An 18,600-nucleotide genomic window follows, 5' to 3' on the forward strand; every position below is an offset into this window, starting at 1 on the left:
TCAATTGTTATGTTATAACATTTCTCAAATTGCACACTTAGTTTGGAGAAATCTCATGCGTCCGAATATCCACCCTGAATATCGTGAAGTTTTATTCCACGACACCAACGCCAATGCCTATTTTGTGATTGGCAGCACCTTACAAAGCAGCCAAACTAAAGAATATGAAGGCAAGGTATATCCTTATGTGACTTTGGATATTTCAAGCGCATCGCATCCGTTCTACACAGGCGAGCAACGTCAAACCAGCAATGAAGGACGTGTTGCGAGCTTCAACAAACGCTTTGCACGTTTCAAACGCAAAGCTTGAGTTTTATTGCAAAATCTCACAAACACTTCATATTCAGTTAAGCTTTTTGTTTTATATTTTAAAAATAGCAAGATTGCTCATCGAAACGATGCGATATCCTCTATCTTCAAAGCCCAAGCACTCTCCTCCAGCTTGGGCTTCTTTTTTATTTGTAATTTTCTTCTACATAACGATTAATCGGGTACAGACCCTAATTTAATGTTTTAAAAACTGTTGAATTACATAAAAACCCAACCCTAGAAACATCACGCCTAAAACCACACTAGAAAGCGCATAACTAAACGCCATCCCCTGCTGTCCATGTCTGAATAGTTGCCAAGTTTCCAAACCAAAACTAGAAAAAGTAGTAAAGCCACCTAAAACACCCACCATCAGTAATAAACGCGCTTCCTGCTGTAAAGCGGGATATTTTTGACTATATGCAAAAAATACACCCGCTAAAAAACAACCGAGTAAATTCACTGTCCACGTGGCCCACGGAAAATGCTGGGTAGATTTAAATAAATACAGGCTGGCAGAATAGCGTAAACTTGCGCCAATTGCACCGCCCATTGCCACCAAAAGCCAATTCATTGTGTTTTGAATCCTAATGAAAAAAAGTGGGATGAATGAACCATCACCGCACAATTAAAGTTTAGTCACACTATACAAGAATCATGATTTTAAATGCCATTTTACACTCAAAAAACACATAGACTTTGCTATAAAAATTGCGCTAGTCTGCATAATATTTTTAGGCACAATGGAGAACAGGATGGCTCAGGAATTATTGGCGCAACTTGAAGCAGGCACTGCAAACTTTACCGATGTGCTTACATTTATTGAAGCACGTTACAACCACACGCCAACTGCTTTTAAAAATGGGCAACAGCTCAACGCTGCCAATGAAAATCAAGGCAGTGCCAAAATCTTTTCATTTGCGAAACTCAATGGCTTAAATCAGGCGCAGACCCTCAGCCTATTTGCAGAACATTATGCTTCGGTACTTGCAACACCTGAAGGGACTGATCATCAAAATATCCGCCAGTTTATGCAGCACGGTTGGGATGGTATTCAGTTTGAAACGCTAGCCCTTAGCGCCAAATAAAAACAATTTTAACCAAGCAAAAACCGCATGAAAGTTAAACCTAATCATGCGGTTTTTTATTAGGGATGTGTACGTTTCACGAGGAGCAATACTGAAGCTATTTACCGTGTTTAAGATGCGGTTTCGGCATGTATCTACAATTCAAACTCTAAACTAAACATCACACTCAGCTTTTTGCTTTTTCAATCCACTGAATTGAACTAACGCGAAATACTTCACAAGCACCATCCCCCGTATCGATTGGTGTAAGAGAGGACGTCCAAACCAAGTCGTGATCTTTCACTTCGACCAACTCACCTTTTAAACGCACCAAATCACCACGTTTTACTTTTTGAATGTCTTTGGCAATTTTTGGGTTAGCAGGAATGATGTGCATATTAGATACCATTTGCATGGCTTGTTCAGCAGGCACAGGTAAACGGTCTATTTTCCAGTTTAAATAGCGGTCATATTGATTGACTGTGATATGACGGGCAATTTCAGGCTCAGCAAACAAGCCCCAACTCACCGCATAATCAATCGGAGAAAATTTGGCTTGGGCATCATCTTGATAGATTTTTGAACCCAAAATCCGAAAATCACCTTTAAAGGGTTGCAACACTTCAATCGACTGACTTTTCAATACAGGAGGCAGACCTTTGGCAATATTACGCTCGACTGAGGCATAGACAGAAAATGGCAAAGCCAGAGTCAGTAACAATGCCGTGAGTTTTAGCGAAATATGTGTGTTCATCTTAAAATCTACCTAACAAATTCATCTATCTATATTTATCTTAATCACAGATTATGAATACAATAGTTGAAATTGGTAACAAAATGCATTCATTCGCTTATTCTGGCATGACCAAAAACCTGTAATTTCAGCTAAGCTTAGGGTCATAAAATCCATAATCAGATCTGCACATGCTCTTTGACATCCTCCTCGACCTAAAGGACGGAGATTCCTACTGCTAGACGCTCATGTCCGAGCGCAAGAATATTCAGTGCGGAATTTACATCCCGATCATGGAGCGTACCGCACTCCACACACTGCCATTCTCTTATTCCAAGTCCTGCTCTACCTTTCGGACTACTGGAGCGTGAGCCACAGCACGAACAGATTTGGGTGGTATAGGCTTCATTGACTTCTTCATAACATACCCCTGCGTTCTCGCATTTATACTTGAGCATGGTTCTTAGTGTTGTCCAACTGGCATCTAGCACTGATTTAGCCAATCTGGTTTGTGCTAATGCTTTGGCATTCACATTGCCAACGAAGATGGCTGCATGTTCATTAACCAATTTTCGGCTGAATTGATGCAGCATGTTTTGTCTTACATTTTTAATCTTAGCATGGATGGCTTTGACACGTTTCTTATTTTTTGCACGTTGAGCAATACCAAGTTTTTGTTCATATTGCCGATAGATTTGAGGTGCTTTAAGTTTTACGCCATCTGAACAAGTCGCTAAATCTTTTAAACCTAAATCTATGCCAATTGAGGTTTTAGCGTTGTTTTTTTCTATTTTGACTGCATCAACTACAAGACAAACATACCAACGTCCACGACTATCTTCTACGAATGTGCCTGTTTTGATATTGTATTTACTTAATCCGTAACTATCCCATAGTTTAAATTGATGCTTGCCATATTGAACATAGCCATCAGCATATTTGATTGCAACCTTTTTAAACGGTATCCAACCCAATGAACGTCTAGCTGATTTTTTATTACTGACACGCCATTTTAGTTTTGCTTTTTTGAACTGCTTGCGTCTTGTGACCAATTCTTCTGTCACTGCCTGAATAGTTTGACTGTGCAAGTTGCATTCTTTCGATGTGCCTTTCGTGTATTTTGCAATGTCGTATGCTGAAAAGAATTGTTGTTTTCTTTGAAGATGTTTAAAACACAAATCATTGACATAATTCCAGACAAAATTTACTTCGGATGCTAACTGATTTAGCACCTTACAATGTTTGTCTTTTATGCGTAATTTGAGTGTCTTCATCCAATTATTTTAACAATATTTTTCTTAATAATGATTATAGTACAAGTATTTAAAAAGACATTTCGTGTCGTTAATATGGTTTACCCTAGTCGCTTATATCCTCGTGCTGAACCACGAGGTTTTACGCTCCAGTGGATAAATTTTCTCAAAAACATATTTTTCCGCACTTGCTGAATCAAGTCATGCAAACCCCATCCTTAATGGATTTGCGACGAGAGCTTTTATTGGGCGTATCGGGAGAAGTTTTGGAAATTGGCTTTGGCACAGGTTTAAATTTACCTTTTTATCAGGGTGTAGATACCGTGTATGCCTTAGAACCCAATGCAGCAGTTTTCAAATTGGCGCAGCAACGAATTGATGCAGCACCGTTCGTGGTTGAGCAGATTACCGCAAGTGCAGAACAACTGCCTTTTGTAAATGATCAATTGCAGCATGTGGTGTCCACGTGGACCTTGTGCAGTATTCCAGACCTAGAACAAAGCCTACGAGAGATTTATCGCGTCTTGCAACCAGGCGGTACTTTGCACCTCGTAGAACACGTTTTAAATCGACAAAATTTGAATGTTCAGCGTTTACAACATCTGCTAACACCAATTCAAAAGAAAGTTGCAGATGGCTGTCACTTAAACCGTGACATTGAAATTGCCCTACTGGAAACTGGTTTTGAGTTGGGTGAAATCCAATATGTTGATGCTGCAGATATCCCCAGTCTTGCACAGCGCATGTTATTGGCGCGAGTACATAAACCTCGTACAACTATGGAATAAAGTATTACGTGTAATCTCACCACAAAAATAAAGATGATGATACGTTGCTGTACGCAGCAATTTTAATCGCAATCTTCAAAATCAATCCGAATGGTTTCAAAACGCAGTCTACCCTGTTGAATGGCCTGCGCAATTGCTTGCTGACCTTTGGTCAAACGTGCGCCACCACTTTTAATATCAATCAAAACAATGGCAATATCTTCGGCACGCCCATCGCCATCCCGATAATTGGTATAGCCATCGAACACGATATAATCAACAGGATCACCTAAAAATTTAGCATCACTCGGTAAATATTGAAATTCGGGCATAATCGGTGCCAATTGCTCTGCCATTTTGCCTTTCAGCACCGCACGACTGGTATTCACACTGCGCTTTTGTGCCTGCAATAACGCCTGCTGATGCGCCAGTTCAATTTCTGCAATATATTGTTCATACTCGGCTTTAATCCGTCCATTGCGGCTATTACTTAATATTAAGGTGGTCAGCACCACGCCGATACAGGCACCTATCAGCATTGCCATCCAGATTGACATAAAAACCTTCCTAAACCTTTTTTTGCAGAACTCGATACGACTTTTGTCAACTGTCATATTCCGAGCACAAAACAATGATATGCTAGGGATGAGCAGATTAAAATCGATTCGAGGGTCATGAAAACTATATTAATTGCCAACCAAAAAGGTGGCTGTGGAAAAACCATTACGGCTATTAGTTTAGCATCTGCGCTTGCACAAAAAGGCTATAAAGTTGCTTTGGCGGATGCCGACAATCAAAAATCTGCGCTGCAATGGTTAAAACAACGACCAGAAACAGCCGCTCCAATTCAAAGTTTAGATTGGCGTCATGAAAAGTCGATTGGCGATGCACCCAAAAACATTGAATATTTAATTATTGATGCACCTGGTGCGTTATCGGGTGAGCATGCCGAGCAATTGATCAGTGAAGCACATGCCATTATCACGCCACTACAACCTTCATTTTTTGACATTGACTCCACCCGTCGCTTTTTAAAGCATTTACAAGATATTAAGCGCATTCGCAAAGGCAAGGTACAAATTTTATTGCTGGCCAACCGTGTTAAACCCAACTCTGCCAGCTCTAAAGATATTCAGGACTTTTTCCAGAAAATTGAACAACAACCTGTGGCTTGGATTTCAGAACGTGCCGCTTACGGACAATTGGCCATGCAGGGTCTCAGTATTTTTGATAAAACCCAAAAAACTTATTTACAGATGCAAAACCAATGGCAACCTGTATTAAACACCATTGTAGATGACCCTAGCCAATGGTTTTAATGCATACAGTCACCACCATTTAGAATTTATTCACCAGAACTTACCAAGCTCTCGTTTTCGGGAGCTTTTTTTTCAGTTAATATGGCAGATGACCTTAGGAATGTTTCAGTGAATTCAGTGCAACAATACGCGCCAACATTACAAAAAATTTTATTGTTTGGACTGTTTTTTGTCCTGATTTTTTTGAGTTTTCACATCCTCAAATACTTCATTGTTCCTGTTGTTTGGGCAGCGATTATTGCCTACATGAGTTGGCCACTGTATCAATCTGTGCTGCGTCTATGTGGTCAGCGACCTACGCTCAGTGCAGCCCTAATGATGCTATTGATTACTTTGGTGGTGGGAATTCCACTCACCTTTGCCATTTTTATTCTGCAACATGAAGGTCGTAATTTATATTACGAATTACAAAAACAGGTCTTTTCTGGGCACTTAAATGTCCCTGATTTCATTCGCAATTTACCCATTATTGGTAAAGAAGTAACGCGTACCCTTAAAGAAATTAATCACGACCCGAATAGCATTGTGCAATCCATTTCCTTATGGATTCAAGGGCATTTAAATTACGGCAAAGTGGTGATTAATGAAGTTAGCAAAAACCTGATCAAACTGGGTTTTGCCCTGCTGTCATTATTCTTTTTCTACCGCGATGGTCACACCATTTTGCATCAAGTCAGCAAAGCGCTAGAAATGGTGATTGGGCCACGTATTCATCACTATTTAGATACTATTTCTGAAACCACACGTGCTGTGGTGTATGGCGTTGGACTCACAGCAATTGCGCAGGCTTTACTCGCAGGCCTAAGTTATTTTGTCGCTGGGGTACCTAATCCGATGGTGCTAACCATTGTGACTTTCTTATTTGCCTTAATTCCGTTTGGCCCACCTTTAGCTTATGGTTCGGTGTCGCTCTGGTTATTTAGCCAAGGGCATACCATGGAAGCTATTGGAGTCATGGCATGGGGTGTATGTGTGGTCAGCACTGCCGATAACGTGATTCGCCCCTTGGTGATTTCAGGTGCAACCCAAATTCCATTCTTATTGATTATGTTTGGTGTACTGGGTGGCATTGCTAGCTTTGGCCTAATTGGCCTGTTTATTGGCCCTGTTATTTTGGCCGTGTTACTGGCCATTTGGCGTGAATGGTTGCATGAAAATAACCAGCCGGAAGCTTTAATGTTGCCCAAAGCCACCCTTGCGCATGATCTCCCTGAAGATGATTCATCATCCAATTCAAAGCTTGATTAAGCTGTTTTACTGATCATATTGCTCACATGGCTGTGTTGATCTGAATAAATCAGCTCAACACAGTACATACATACTACTACGCAAACGTTGTATTGTAACGGAGCTAACTTTGCTTCAATCAAGACATCCCTAAATATTATGCACAACAAACAGGATGTCTTTTATGCGCTCAATACTCAAATTTGCCAGTCTTGCTGCTTTTAGTGGCCTAGTACTCATGGGTTGCAGCACCACCGCGACCACACAACAAAAATCAAAAATTGTAAAAATGCATGCTGTTTCAGCACAAGGGATTGGCAAGGAATTAGGTACGGTTGAACTGCGTGACAGTGCAGCAGGCTTAGTCATTCACACCCAACTCCAACAACTCCCTGCAGGCGAACGAGGTTTTCATATCCATGAAAAAGGTTCATGTGCAGCAGCAGAAAAAGATGGAAAAATGGTTGCTGCTTTGGCAGCGGGCGGACATTATAATCCCAAAAATGTCACGCATCATGGTACGCCGCTGACAGGACATTTAGGGGACTTACCGGCTTTAAGTATTGCAAACGACGGAACAGCCAAAGTGACCGTGATTGCACCCCGTTTAACATTGGCACAAGTTGAAGGATTGGCCTTGATGATTCATGCAGGCGGTGATAACTATGCCGACCATCCAAAACCATTGGGCGGCGGCGGTGAGCGAATTGCCTGTGGGATTATTTAAGCGAGCATGATGCATTTTCAATAAAACATTTATTACCAATTGTGGATAAGTTAAGGGTTATACACATGCCTTTCGACTTATCCGCAAAAAGTAGAATTTATCTTATTATGGCTTATTCTCAAACGACGCTCAATGCAGCTCTTCTTGCTTTATATCGTTCGTCTTTCATAACCATACTTACTCGTTTTTTAATAACTTGCTACTAACTTGCACAAAATTAGCTCAATTTTGCAGCCATCGTATCTAGTTCATCAATGTGCAGAGCTCGCAACAGCTCGTCTTTGAGATTGTCACTATTTGCGCTACACTGCTGTTTTATCGACATGAAAAAGATTTGGGCATGAATATTAAAACATTACGTTGGGTTGGGTTCCTAGAAGGTATTTCATTCTTATTATTGTTATTTATTGCCATGCCAATGAAATATATGTTCGATAACCCAATTTTAGTGAAATATGTAGGTATGGGTCACGGCGTATTGTTTATCGCATTTTTAGTGGTGCTTTTTGTGGTTTGTGAAAAACAAAAATGGTCTCTTAAAATGTTTATTTTGGGCTTAATTGCATCAATTTTACCTTTTGGCCCATTTGTTTTTGATGCTAAATTGAAAAAGATGGAACAACCAGTACAAGCTTAATCTACAAGTCCTTTTTAGCGTTTATCACATTACACATTATTTGATATTTGATTTCTAAATCAAATATTGCAAGGCGATACAACATCGCCTTTTTTTATGATGCAGCTAAAAAAATTCAAACCCTTAAAACTGCCCTGCAGCAACTCGCTCCTGCATCACCTGTTTAAGCATCATGCGTGGCAAACTAAACCAGAGCGTTATCAGCACCAAACAAGCCAAACTATACGCCCAAATATCAAACCGCATATATAAAACACGTACCAGTTCAATCACAATAAAAAAGCACAGCATCAATAGCATTGAAACACTAGCAGCAACAGTACCTTTAGACACTTCCGATGACATTAAGGCGAAACGATATAAGACTGAGAAGCTCATTCCCTCACCGAAACTAATCAAGCTCATACCAATCACCAAACACCAAACAAAATAGCTTTGCCAAATTGCTCCCAATACGATCAGCACACTACCTAACAACATTAAAGGTAAACCAATCAAGACTGTTTTTCCTAAAGGTAAACGGTCAATGACTTTCATCAGTACCAGATTGCCTAAAATCAAACCACCCAAAACAGGAAACTGTGCTAAACCGTATTGCAGACTGCTAAAGCCTAAATCTTCAACCAACATCACGGGAGATAATGCAATCCACAACATTAAAGGCATGCTCAATAAAGGCAGCGCCAATGTCAGACCTAAGAATCTAGTATTTTGAAAGACATGCTTAAAATCATCCCACACATCTCGAAACGGACGTTTAGGAATACTTTGCTGAGTTTCAGGCATTTTGGCTTTCAAACCAAACCAACTCAAAAATGCCAAAAGTGCTATGCCGATAAAACCCCAATGCCAAGAAACATGCTCAATCATAAATGCACCTAAGACTGGGCCGAGCAAGGGAGCAAGTAAAGAGACGTTCGCCATGAGCGCCATGACTTTAATTGCATCACGTTCTGCAAAGTTTTCCTGAATAGCCGCATAACCCACTGCACTAATGACTGACAAACCAAAACCTTGAAAAAAACGAAGAACAAGGAAGCTTTCAATATTCTGAGTCAATAAGATCAATAAACAGGTTAGGGTAAAAAATGCCACGCCGCCCAATAATACTTTTTTGCGTCCCAAACGGTCAGAGAGTGGCCCCAATAACCACGCCACACAAGCACCGCCAAGCAAATAAAATGACATAGACGAAGCAGCCCATGCACTACTGACACCAAAATCTTGTGTGATGGCCAACATTGCGGGTTGAACCAAGTCATTGCCAATATAAACCGCGAACTCAAACAAGACCAAAGCCAAGGGAAACATGAGTGTGGCACGTTGAATGGTATTTTTTTGCTGCTGTGGCATGAGTTATAAAGGACAAAACGATGCAACTCAGCCGCGTTTAGCCCATAAAAATAGAAAATTGAGCTGCAGTTTAACAGAGTTGAATGGCAAATTTATGGCGCATTTTTTAAGTCCGTTAAATAAATTGCGGTACTTGATGTGACATCAGACCAAGTTAGGCATCACCTCCTTCAGCGGGTTAAGGCGATACCGTATTACCCAATTGATAATATGAAAATACCGAAAGTACAGGATAAAACTACCCACGGCAATGAGGCGATCATTACAGTGTAGAAATGCTAGCGTTTTGATGGATATGCTAGGCTCACACATTTTTGACTAGAATGAAGTCATCCTAAATAAAAGCTGTGGATAAGAAGAGTATTATCCACAGGCGCTGTGTTACATTTTTAGACCAGCGTTCAAATTCATTTTACAGTTCAAACATCTGGGTTTAGATACAAGGTTTATCTAAGCCCTACAGCAATTTAAGGACATTTTTTACTTTGGAAAGTCTTGGTATTTTTACCACGTACACATAAGTAATCGGTTTGCACATCGCCCTGCTGCCATTGTCCATTTATATTTTTAAAGTGATAAATGCTACGAATTGAGCGCACCGAATCATCCATTAAGCCTGTTTCGGTAATTTTCACTTCAGCCGCAGTTGGTGCTTCGACACGGTTAAAGTATTGACGAATCTCTACGGTAGCCAGTTCTTTACGCAAATCTGGACGTTGTTTGAGTACCTGCGCCAAAGGTGTTTCTGCAGGCGTTACTTGTGAAATAATGTTTTGCGTGGTCGCACAACCTGACAACAACGCAACCCCCAATGCCGAAACCGTGATTAAACGCAACATAACCCCTCCAAAATATTGATTATTAATTATGCTTCCATGATGCCCTGTTAGCGCAAAAACGCTAGCATAGAAATGTAAAATTAAAACAAAAGCATAAAAAACGCATCTCTAGGATGCGTTTTTTATTAACTCAAATGAATTACAGATCAAATAATTTGCCTGGATTCATAATGCCCTGAGGGTCGAATACTTGCTTCAAGGCTTTCATATATTCAATTTCTTCAGCCGAACGTGAATATTCCAAATATGGTTTTTTGGTCATGCCCACACCGTGTTCTGCAGAAATTGAACCATCATATTTCTTTACAGTATCAAATACATACTTATTCACTACCTGACATTTTGCAAAGAATTCGTCTTTGCTTAAATCGGCAGGTTTTAGAATATTCAGGTGCAAGTTACCATCACCAATATGACCGAACCAGCAAATTTCAAAATCAGGATAGTTTTCTGCAACAATTGCATCAATTTCCTGAATAAATGCAGGAACATGAGTAATCAATACTGAAATATCGTTTTTGTATGGAATAAACGGTGCAATCGACTCAGAAATGTCTTCACGCAAACGCCATAAGCTTTCAACTTGGTCTAGGCTTTGGCTCAATACGCCATCCATTACCCAGCCTTGTTCCATACAGTGTTCGAAAATTTCCATCGCCTTGTCCATAATTGGCTCAAATGGCGCTTCAAATTCAAGCAACACGTAAAATGGACATTGAGTTTCAAATGGACGTTGCACATGACCATGATCTAAAACTTTTTGCATCGCCAATTCACCAAAGAATTCAAATGCAGTCAGATCAATTTTGGCTTGGAAGGCGTGTAATACAGGCATCACCGAATTAAAATCAGGCACGCCCAACACCATTACTTGTAATTCTTGGGGTTGGCGTTCTAACTTAATTTCAGCTTCGGTCACTAAACCGAGTGTACCTTCACCACCAATAAATAAATGTTGCAGTGCATAACCCGTTGCATTTTTGATCATGCCTTTATTAAGACGCAGGATATCTCCTTTGCCAGTGACCACAGTCAAACCTAGCACCCAGTTACGAGTCATGCCGTATTTAATAACTTTAATACCGCCCGCATTGGTGCCGATATTACCGCCAATTTGTGAAGAACCTGAAGATGCAAAATCGACTGGATAATACATGCCTTGTTCTTCGGCATAGTTTTGTAGTTGCTCAGTCACCACACCCGCTTGCACACGCACCATACGGTCTGCAGGGAAAAACTCCAAGATTTGGTTCATCTTGTCCATGCTAACGACAATTTCACCATTGGCTGCTACCGCACCCGCAGATAAACCAGTACGCCCGCCCGATGGCGTAATTGCAACCTTAAACTGATTGGCCAGTTTCACAATGGCTTGTACTTGTTCCGTGCTGGATGGAAAAACGATGACCGATGGATTCGGATCAAAATGCTTTGTATGGTCACGACCCCAGTTTTGGAGACTATCAGCATCAGTTTTAATACGGTTTTCACCGACTATTGCCGTTAATTGGGTCAATAACTCAGGTGTTAAAGCGACTGGAGCATTCATCGTTTGCAGACCTAGCAAGAATTAAACAGGAAGAAAAGCGACTGTCTGAACATCTTCTGAAGATTTTAGATGAAGATGCTTAAGACAAAATTTTGTGCATCAAAGCAACAGCATGGGTTGGCTTTCATGAATGCCGCTTATTATAAGCGATTTTTCTGAAAAACCCGTCAATATTGGCAATTCCGATAATATAACCCGCAAATTACAGGGAGATTGAAGCCAATATTTCTGAATGAGATTATATCTGACAAAAAATACCTGCACTCTTGGTCATAAAGGAAATGTATATCGACCCGTCTCCTATGTTATCATACCGCCACTAAATTTGGCCTTTGTAGCGGAGCCGTAATGAGCCAACATCTTTCACTACCTAAAGATAAAATTCGTTTCTTGTTGTTAGAAGGCGTACACCAAAACGCAATCGACGTGTTAAATGCAGCGGGTTATACCAACATCGATTATCGTAAAACAGCGCTTGAGGGCGATGCGTTAAAAGAAGCGATTAAAGATGCGCATTTCATCGGAATTCGTTCACGTACACAGCTAACTGAAGAAGTTTTTGAAGCTGCGAACAAACTAATTGCGGTAGGTTGTTTCTGTATTGGTACAAACCAAGTGAACTTAACTGCAGCAATGGAACGTGGTATTCCAGTTTTCAATGCCCCTTATTCAAACACCCGTTCGGTTGCAGAATTGGTATTGGCTGAAGCAATTTTATTGCTACGTCGCGTACCTGAAAAATCAACCGATACACATGCAGGTGGCTGGAACAAGTCTGCAGTTGGTTCATTTGAAACACGTGGTAAAACTTTAGGTATCGTGGGTTACGGTTCAATTGGTTCTCAACTTTCAGTATTGGCTGAAAGCTTGGGTATGCACGTCATTTATTATGATGCAGTGACCAAATTACCTTTAGGTAATGCACGTCAAGTGGGCTCAATGGGCGAATTATTGGCAAATGCTGACGTGGTTTCTTTACACGTTCCAGATGTGCCATCTACCCGCAATTTCATGGCAAAAGAACAATTTGCACAAATGAAAGAAGGCGCAATTTTCATTAACGCGGCACGTGGTACTTGTGTGGTAATTGAAGATTTGGCAGACGCCATCAAGTCTGGTCATATTGCTGGTGCTGCAGTTGATGTATTCCCGAAAGAACCAAAAGCCAATGGTGAAGAATTTGTTTCTCCACTACGCAACCTACCAAACGTGATTTTAACACCGCACGTGGGTGGTTCTACCATGGAAGCACAAGCGAATATTGGTTTAGAGGTGGCAGAGAAGTTTGTAGCATATTCAGATAAAGGGATGACTTTGTCTGCAGTGAACTTCCCAGAAATTGCATTGCCATTAACTGAAGGCAAGCACCGTTTATTGCATATTCACCAAAATATTCCAGGTGTATTGTCTAAAATTAACAACCTGTTTGCTGAACATGGCATCAACATCTCTGGTCAATCACTTATGACCAAAGGTGATGTTGGTTATTTAGTGATGGATGTTGATGCAACTGCATCGAAAGAAGCACTTGATACTTTACACGAAGTTGAAGGCACAATTCGCGTACGTGTCTTGTTCTAAGACCACACGCTGATGCTACAAAAAACCACAGTCTGAGTACTGTGGTTTTTTATGCCTGATCTATGGGCATGACCTTGAGTTGCCACAGCTCTGTATTTTTAAACTTGCTATAATCTGCCTGACTTTCTCATTTTCACACTGTTGAGTATTTTTCTGTCCTCATGCCAAACGCCCAACTCACTGCAGTGTTGTTCATGGTTTTATCCATGATCTCCTATCAAATTAGTGCATCTTTTGCCAAACAATTGTTTCAGGTGCTTGACCCGCTTACTGTGACGATTTTGCGACTGTGCTTTGCCAGTGTCATAGTGGCAATCATGTTTCGCTCATGGCAAATTCTGTCGCGGCTCGCACAGTTAAAATGGCGTGATTTATTGTGCTATAGCGCAGCCTTGGGCTTAATGAATATTCTGTTTTATCTGTCTTTGGGCAAATTACCGCAAGGTATTGCGGTAGGTTTAGAGTTTGTCGGACCTTTGGGTTTGGCTTTATTGTCCATTCAAAACCGTAAAGATTATGTTTGGGTATTGCTGGCGATTTTAGGCATTATTCTTATGGTGCCTTGGGGACAAGCGCAGGGTGATCATTTTAGTCTGTTTGGTGCAGCATGTGCCTTAGGTGCAGGATTGTGCTGGGCTTTTTATATTTATTATGGGCAAAAAGTGGTGCAACAAAATATTGGCATGCACGCGCTGACCATCGCCATCAGTATTTCGGCTTTGGCACTGATCCCATTTGGATTGTATAACAATGCACCTGCGTTGTTTGAGACTCAATATTGGGGCAAAGCACTTGCCATTGCTGTACTCGCCACCGCCATTCCTTATGCTTTAGATTTACAAGCGCTGAAACAACTCAGCAAAATGAGTTATGGCACACTTTCCAGTTTGTCGCCTGCTTTAGCCGCACTGACAGGCTTGGTATTGTTGGGTGAGAAAATTACTTCACTGCAATGGCTCGCCTTATGCTGCATTATGTTAGCTTCGGTCGGTGTTACTTTTAGAGCAGTAAAAAAATCTAAACAGCCGCAGAATGTTTAAATCAGAATAATGCTTAAACCAAACTGTCTTTAGACATCTGTTGGTATTTTTCATACTCTGCCAAATATTGCTTGGCTAGACTTTGTTTTTGCTGTTCAGACAAAATTTTGCCTGCCTGCTGAAAAAAGCCATGTTCTTCTTCTTTTAAATGATGATGCACTTTATCTGACAGTTGCTTTGCAATGGCCAACCAACCTGTGTTGCTCATTTCAGTTTCGGTTAATTGTTCGAGTAATTCATCCATTTGATGATGCTCTGCCAAAGCATGGCGAGTGATATTTAAACCCGCATCAGTCATCATTAAGGGAATATAAAAATAGCGATCTTCTGCCACTGCATGCGCAAATAATTCATTTTTAAGTTGTTCAAATACCGCTCTACGTTCAGGGCTATCACCTGAAGTTTGCGTCAGTTGGCGGGCTAAATCTCGTTGAATCTCGTGACTTTGGCGTAAAGCTTCAAAAATATTCATATGCAGACCTCTTTTGTTTAACCATGCGCGGCGAACAGATTGATAAGAATCTACTCGCACATCCACATCGGCTTTGGAGTCAGTTTTTGATTTCGTTTTTTTTAATCTTCTAGCTACTATATAGAAGATCAATCAAAAATCCTGCAACTATTTGTATAGAAAGCTTTAATTCACTTACCCACTTTATTCAAGTTATGTATCTGAACAAGATTTAGAGATTTAATACCCTTTTCGGTACCAAGCGCTTTTTATCTGTAATTTCAGCCAAACCTAAACACTTTTCACCATCAAAGACCAACACTTGCGCTGCTGCAGGATGGTCAATATTACTTTCCATGCCACGACTAAAATATTCAGCGCGTCCTTCAGGGACTTGAATGTGTAGAAAATGCTGCACAGGTGCATACGCAGGCAGCAATAAAGCCTCACGTTCTGCTTCACTTAAACTTTCCAAATATTCAATGCTATAACTCGGAATCAGGTCAAAATGTCCTGTTTTAATCCGATGTAAATAAGTCAAATGTCCATAAGTACCCAAGGCTTTGGCAATGTCTTCACCTAAAACACGAATATACGTGCCTTTAGAACAAGTCACATCCAAAGTGATGCTCTGTTCAGTAAAAGACAGTAACTCAATGGCATAAATTGTGACTGGACGCGCTTCACGTTCAATTTCAATGCCTTGTCGTGCCAATTCATACAACGGACGCCCTTCTTTTTTTAAGGCAGAATACATGGGCGGAACTTGCATAATATCGCCCTGAAATTGTGCCAATACCTGTTCAATGCTCTTTTGGCTCAATGCAGGTACAGCCTGCTGCAACAGCACTTCACCCTCGACATCTCCCGTGGTGGTGCTGTGTCCCAATTGAATGGTGGTTTGATAGCGTTTCACCGAATCGAGTAAATAGTGCGAAAATTTGGTCGCTTCACCCAAACAAATCGGCAGTAAACCCGAAGCCAATGGATCTAATGCGCCTGTATGCCCTGCTTTTTGCGCCCGATATAACCAACGCACTTTTTGCAATGCTGCATTGGAACTGATGCCCAAAGGTTTATTCAATAAAAATACACCATTCACGGCACGGCGCTGGATTTTTGAAGCAGATGATTTCATAGCACACATAGGTCAAAGCAAAACTGCGTCATGGTAACAATCTGCCGCGATAAATGACAACATTTCTAGAACAGCGACTTACTTTTATGGCATATTTGGGCGCTTAAGATTAAAAAAATAAAATGGATAAACAGGTGCATTGGAATGCAGAAACATAAAATATGGATTGTTTTAGGCGTAGTGATACTGCTGATTGCGGCTTTGGTGTATTGGCTAATGCCACCATCAACCTCTGCCCATACATCACCCCAGCAAAGCTCAAATGATGAAACATCTCAAGCTTTGAGCATGCAGCAAGCCATGCAAAATAACCCTGCTGCAAATTTTTTAAGCCCAAGTCAGCAGGACACCGAAGTCAATTGTCAGCTTAAACTGGATGCAAGTCATCGTCTGATTGTGAATGAGCAAACCCGTAACTGTTTTGAATATTTTATTACCCAATATGGCGAAAAAAGCATTAAACAAATTCGTGGTGATTTTAAAAGGTATATTCAACAAGGACATAAAGAGCCTGCCTTATCGCAAATTTTAGATTTATGGCAGCGTTATTTGGACTATCGCAATGCGCTTGGACAACTGCAAGCACCGAATTTAAATCAGGAAGATCCGCAATATTACCGCAGCATTTTTAGCAGCATGCAAAATCTGCGTAAACAATATTTTTCTGATTATGAAATTGAAGGTTTATTTGGTACGGAAGATGCCTATCACGAATATACCCTAAAGCGCATGGCAGTCATGGATGATAAAAAATTATCTGAAGCTGAAAAAGCACGACAATTGCAGGAATTATTTAAACAATTACCTCAAGATTGGCAAGAAAATTTAGAACAGCTGAACACCTTGCAAGATTTACGCAGCTTGACTGCGGCAATTAAAGCACGTGGTGGTTCTGCTGCTGAAATCCGCCAAATGCGTTTAAATCTGGTTGGTCCTGAAGCAACTCAGCGTTTAGAACAATTAGATGGGCAACGCAGTCAGTGGAAATCACGAGTAGAGGATTATTTAAGTACGCGTGATCAAATCATGCAAAGTGGAATGAATGATCAAGCCAAGCAACAAGCCGTGAAACAATTACGCGGACAGCATTTTCAAAATCCACAAGAGCAATTGCGTTTAGAAACCTTTGAACAGGTACATGATCAAGGTGGAAAATTACCTTTTGCTGACTAACATATCTACATAGGAAACTGGGGCATTCAACATGCCCCATTTTTATGCCTGAAAAGCTGTTTTAGTACAAACTCACCACAACGATTTAATATACAAATGTCTATAAATATTAAATAGATATCAAGATGCATGTGGATTTACAAATCTCTGGGGGAATGTGCAATAACTGTCCCCAAATGATATGTTTTTTCTAAATTACGCATGAAAAAATACCTGAGCGTACAAAAAATAGTCGAGGATGACTCACAATAATGTGCCGTAACCAACGGCAATTTGCATATCTGAGCTTTCAGGAGGGAAGCGAAGCCACCACTTCACTTGTAATAAAAATAAAGAACACAGGATTGTTTTATGACCATCATCTCTAACATACGGGCAATTACATTGGCTGTCACTGGCTGCTTGCTCGGTTCAATGGGTGTCGCTCAAGCTGCTCCAAGCGTGTTGCCTATTCAGGAACAGGCCAAATCTGACTATGCCAAAACCAAATATCCATTGCTCATGGTACACGGCTGGCTCGGATGGTCACGCATTGGCAATGAAACCTTTAATATGGATTATTGGTATCAAATTTTGCCAGATATGGCACGTAATGGCGCAACCGTATTTGCCGCACAACTCTCCCCTGCACACCGTACTGAATTTCGAGGTGAGCAACTGATTGCCCAAGTCGAAGAAGTCATGGCAATCACTGGCAAATCCAAAGTCAATTTAATTGGTCACTCACATGGTGGCCCAACAGTACGTTATGTAGCTGCCACCAAACCTGAATATGTGGCATCAATTACGGGCGTTGCAGGTACATTCCGTGGCTCCAAAGTTGCTGATGATATTCAAAATAATCGTTTATCACGCACCGCGTTTAATATTTTAGGCGACTATATGGTGGCGCCTCTCATTACTTGGGCGCAGCAACAGCCAGACATGCCTGTCGATTTTGATGCATCGATGGCTTCTTTAACCGAAACAGTGTCTGCAGATTTTAACCGTCGTTTTCCAACCACAGCCTTGGCCGCAAATTGCAGCAGCAGCGGTGCCAAAGTAGATCGCGGGATTCATTACTATTCATGGACAGGTGTAGCACAAGCCACCAATTTACTGGATATTGACACTGTTTTAATGCAACTCGGCCCACTGTCTTATGGCAATTTAGACAACGATGGCATGGTCGCACGTTGTAGTACCCACATTGGACACGTCATTCGTGACAACTACCGACTAAATCATACCGACCTTGCCAACATGATGTTTGGCTTAACGGGCTTGTTTGCACCTGACCCAGTTGCACTGTATCGACAACATGCCAACCGATTGAAATTACAAGGTTTGTAATAGTAAAGCTCATTTCAATCTTGGCAAAACCATCTTCCTGTGCTTGAAACTCAAGTGCAAGAAGTTCAATAACCATTCATCATTCGGAACTTGCAATAATGCAAA

General features: G+C 40.9%; 20 protein-coding genes and 1 pseudogene. 11 read left to right on the plus strand and 10 right to left on the minus strand.

Going from position 1 to position 18,600, the window contains the following annotated elements; all coding sequences use genetic code 11:
* Positions 1–55 precede the first annotated feature (55 nt).
* Positions 56–310: a type B 50S ribosomal protein L31 gene (locus tag K1T76_RS11710; RefSeq protein ID WP_019836896.1), complete on the plus strand. Its 255-nt coding sequence runs from the start codon at positions 56–58 to the stop codon at positions 308–310.
* 195 nt (positions 311–505) lie between these two features.
* Here K1T76_RS11710 and crcB read toward each other — a convergent pair whose 3' ends face one another.
* Positions 506–883: a fluoride efflux transporter CrcB gene (gene crcB / locus K1T76_RS11715; protein WP_019836897.1), complete on the minus strand. Its 378-nt coding sequence runs from the start codon at positions 881–883 to the stop codon at positions 506–508.
* Between the two features lie 181 nt (positions 884–1,064).
* On the opposite strand from crcB, the gene K1T76_RS11720 reads away from it, so the two are divergent.
* Complete coding sequence (locus K1T76_RS11720) at positions 1,065–1,397, plus strand: HopJ type III effector protein (protein WP_230245435.1); 333 nt, start codon at positions 1,065–1,067, stop codon at positions 1,395–1,397.
* Positions 1,398–1,563: 166 nt separating this feature from the next.
* On the opposite strand, the gene K1T76_RS11725 is transcribed toward K1T76_RS11720, so the two are convergent.
* Together K1T76_RS11725 and K1T76_RS11730 are read right to left on the minus strand one after the other, a co-directional pair.
* The gene (locus K1T76_RS11725; protein WP_019836898.1) at positions 1,564–2,130 is read right to left on the minus strand and encodes a hypothetical protein; all 567 of its coding nucleotides are present in this window, start codon (positions 2,128–2,130) and stop codon (positions 1,564–1,566) included.
* Positions 2,131–2,324: 194 nt separating this feature from the next.
* Positions 2,325–3,383, minus strand: coding sequence for an RNA-guided endonuclease InsQ/TnpB family protein (locus K1T76_RS11730; protein ID WP_230245436.1), 1,059 nt, complete (start codon positions 3,381–3,383; stop codon positions 2,325–2,327).
* A 182-nt stretch (positions 3,384–3,565) separates the two neighbouring features.
* Here K1T76_RS11730 and K1T76_RS11735 point away from each other — a divergent pair, with 182 nt between their 5' ends.
* On the plus strand, positions 3,566–4,150 hold the full coding sequence (locus tag K1T76_RS11735) for a class I SAM-dependent methyltransferase (protein ID WP_230245660.1): 585 nt from the start codon (positions 3,566–3,568) through the stop codon (positions 4,148–4,150).
* Positions 4,151–4,212: 62 nt separating this feature from the next.
* Here K1T76_RS11735 and K1T76_RS11740 read toward each other — a convergent pair whose 3' ends face one another.
* Entirely contained in the window at positions 4,213–4,686 is a 474-nt protein-coding gene (locus K1T76_RS11740; protein ID WP_230245437.1) for a Holliday junction resolvase-like protein, read from the minus strand.
* A 117-nt stretch (positions 4,687–4,803) separates the two neighbouring features.
* On the opposite strand from K1T76_RS11740, the gene K1T76_RS11745 reads away from it, so the two are divergent.
* The 4 genes from K1T76_RS11745 to K1T76_RS11760 all read left to right on the plus strand — a co-directional run bounded on the left by K1T76_RS11745 (position 4,804) and on the right by K1T76_RS11760 (position 8,039).
* The gene (locus K1T76_RS11745; protein ID WP_019836190.1) at positions 4,804–5,448 is read left to right on the plus strand and encodes a ParA family protein; all 645 of its coding nucleotides are present in this window, start codon (positions 4,804–4,806) and stop codon (positions 5,446–5,448) included.
* A gap of 108 nt (positions 5,449–5,556) precedes the next feature.
* Positions 5,557–6,696 (plus strand): AI-2E family transporter, encoded by a 1,140-nt coding sequence (locus K1T76_RS11750; RefSeq protein WP_230245438.1) that lies wholly within the window; start codon positions 5,557–5,559, stop codon positions 6,694–6,696.
* 163 nt (positions 6,697–6,859) lie between these two features.
* Complete coding sequence (sodC, locus tag K1T76_RS11755) at positions 6,860–7,402, plus strand: superoxide dismutase family protein (protein WP_230245439.1); 543 nt, start codon at positions 6,860–6,862, stop codon at positions 7,400–7,402.
* Positions 7,403–7,742: 340 nt separating this feature from the next.
* Positions 7,743–8,039 (plus strand): DUF3817 domain-containing protein, encoded by a 297-nt coding sequence (locus K1T76_RS11760; protein ID WP_004974548.1) that lies wholly within the window; start codon positions 7,743–7,745, stop codon positions 8,037–8,039.
* A 123-nt stretch (positions 8,040–8,162) separates the two neighbouring features.
* On the opposite strand, the gene craA is transcribed toward K1T76_RS11760, so the two are convergent.
* The 4 genes and pseudogenes from craA to K1T76_RS11780 form a co-directional block, all read right to left on the minus strand.
* A complete protein-coding gene (gene craA / locus K1T76_RS11765; RefSeq protein WP_019836187.1) occupies positions 8,163–9,392 on the minus strand; it encodes a chloramphenicol efflux MFS transporter CraA in 1,230 nt (409 codons plus the stop codon).
* A 181-nt stretch (positions 9,393–9,573) separates the two neighbouring features.
* Positions 9,574–9,683 (minus strand): annotated as a pseudogene (locus K1T76_RS15035) (pirin family protein); the annotation flags it as partial.
* A gap of 176 nt (positions 9,684–9,859) precedes the next feature.
* The gene (locus K1T76_RS11775) at positions 9,860–10,231 is read right to left on the minus strand and encodes a hypothetical protein (protein ID WP_019836185.1); all 372 of its coding nucleotides are present in this window, start codon (positions 10,229–10,231) and stop codon (positions 9,860–9,862) included.
* 139 nt (positions 10,232–10,370) lie between these two features.
* Positions 10,371–11,780, minus strand: a complete 1,410-nt coding sequence (locus tag K1T76_RS11780; protein ID WP_230245440.1) for an FAD-binding oxidoreductase — start codon at positions 11,778–11,780, stop codon at positions 10,371–10,373.
* Positions 11,781–12,128: 348 nt separating this feature from the next.
* On the opposite strand from K1T76_RS11780, the gene serA reads away from it, so the two are divergent.
* Together serA and K1T76_RS11790 are read left to right on the plus strand one after the other, a co-directional pair.
* Entirely contained in the window at positions 12,129–13,361 is a 1,233-nt protein-coding gene (serA, locus tag K1T76_RS11785; RefSeq protein WP_004974541.1) for a phosphoglycerate dehydrogenase, read from the plus strand.
* A 161-nt stretch (positions 13,362–13,522) separates the two neighbouring features.
* Entirely contained in the window at positions 13,523–14,401 is an 879-nt protein-coding gene (locus tag K1T76_RS11790) for an EamA family transporter (RefSeq protein WP_019836183.1), read from the plus strand.
* 13 nt (positions 14,402–14,414) lie between these two features.
* On the opposite strand, the gene K1T76_RS11795 is transcribed toward K1T76_RS11790, so the two are convergent.
* Both K1T76_RS11795 and truB read right to left on the minus strand, forming a co-directional pair.
* On the minus strand, positions 14,415–14,873 hold the full coding sequence (locus K1T76_RS11795; RefSeq protein ID WP_230245441.1) for a hemerythrin domain-containing protein: 459 nt from the start codon (positions 14,871–14,873) through the stop codon (positions 14,415–14,417).
* A 211-nt stretch (positions 14,874–15,084) separates the two neighbouring features.
* Complete coding sequence (truB, locus tag K1T76_RS11800) at positions 15,085–15,990, minus strand: tRNA pseudouridine(55) synthase TruB (protein WP_230245442.1); 906 nt, start codon at positions 15,988–15,990, stop codon at positions 15,085–15,087.
* A 144-nt stretch (positions 15,991–16,134) separates the two neighbouring features.
* Between truB and K1T76_RS11805 the strand changes: the two genes are divergently transcribed.
* On the plus strand, positions 16,135–17,163 hold the full coding sequence (locus K1T76_RS11805) for a lipase secretion chaperone (protein WP_230245443.1): 1,029 nt from the start codon (positions 16,135–16,137) through the stop codon (positions 17,161–17,163).
* A 351-nt stretch (positions 17,164–17,514) separates the two neighbouring features.
* Positions 17,515–18,495, plus strand: coding sequence for an esterase/lipase family protein (locus K1T76_RS11810; RefSeq protein WP_442780685.1), 981 nt, complete (start codon positions 17,515–17,517; stop codon positions 18,493–18,495).
* Positions 18,496–18,600 lie beyond the last annotated feature (105 nt).

Origin of the sequence: Acinetobacter sp. PW68 (genome assembly GCF_020982655.1) — a bacterium.
Classification (GTDB): domain Bacteria; phylum Pseudomonadota; class Gammaproteobacteria; order Pseudomonadales; family Moraxellaceae; genus Acinetobacter; species Acinetobacter towneri_A.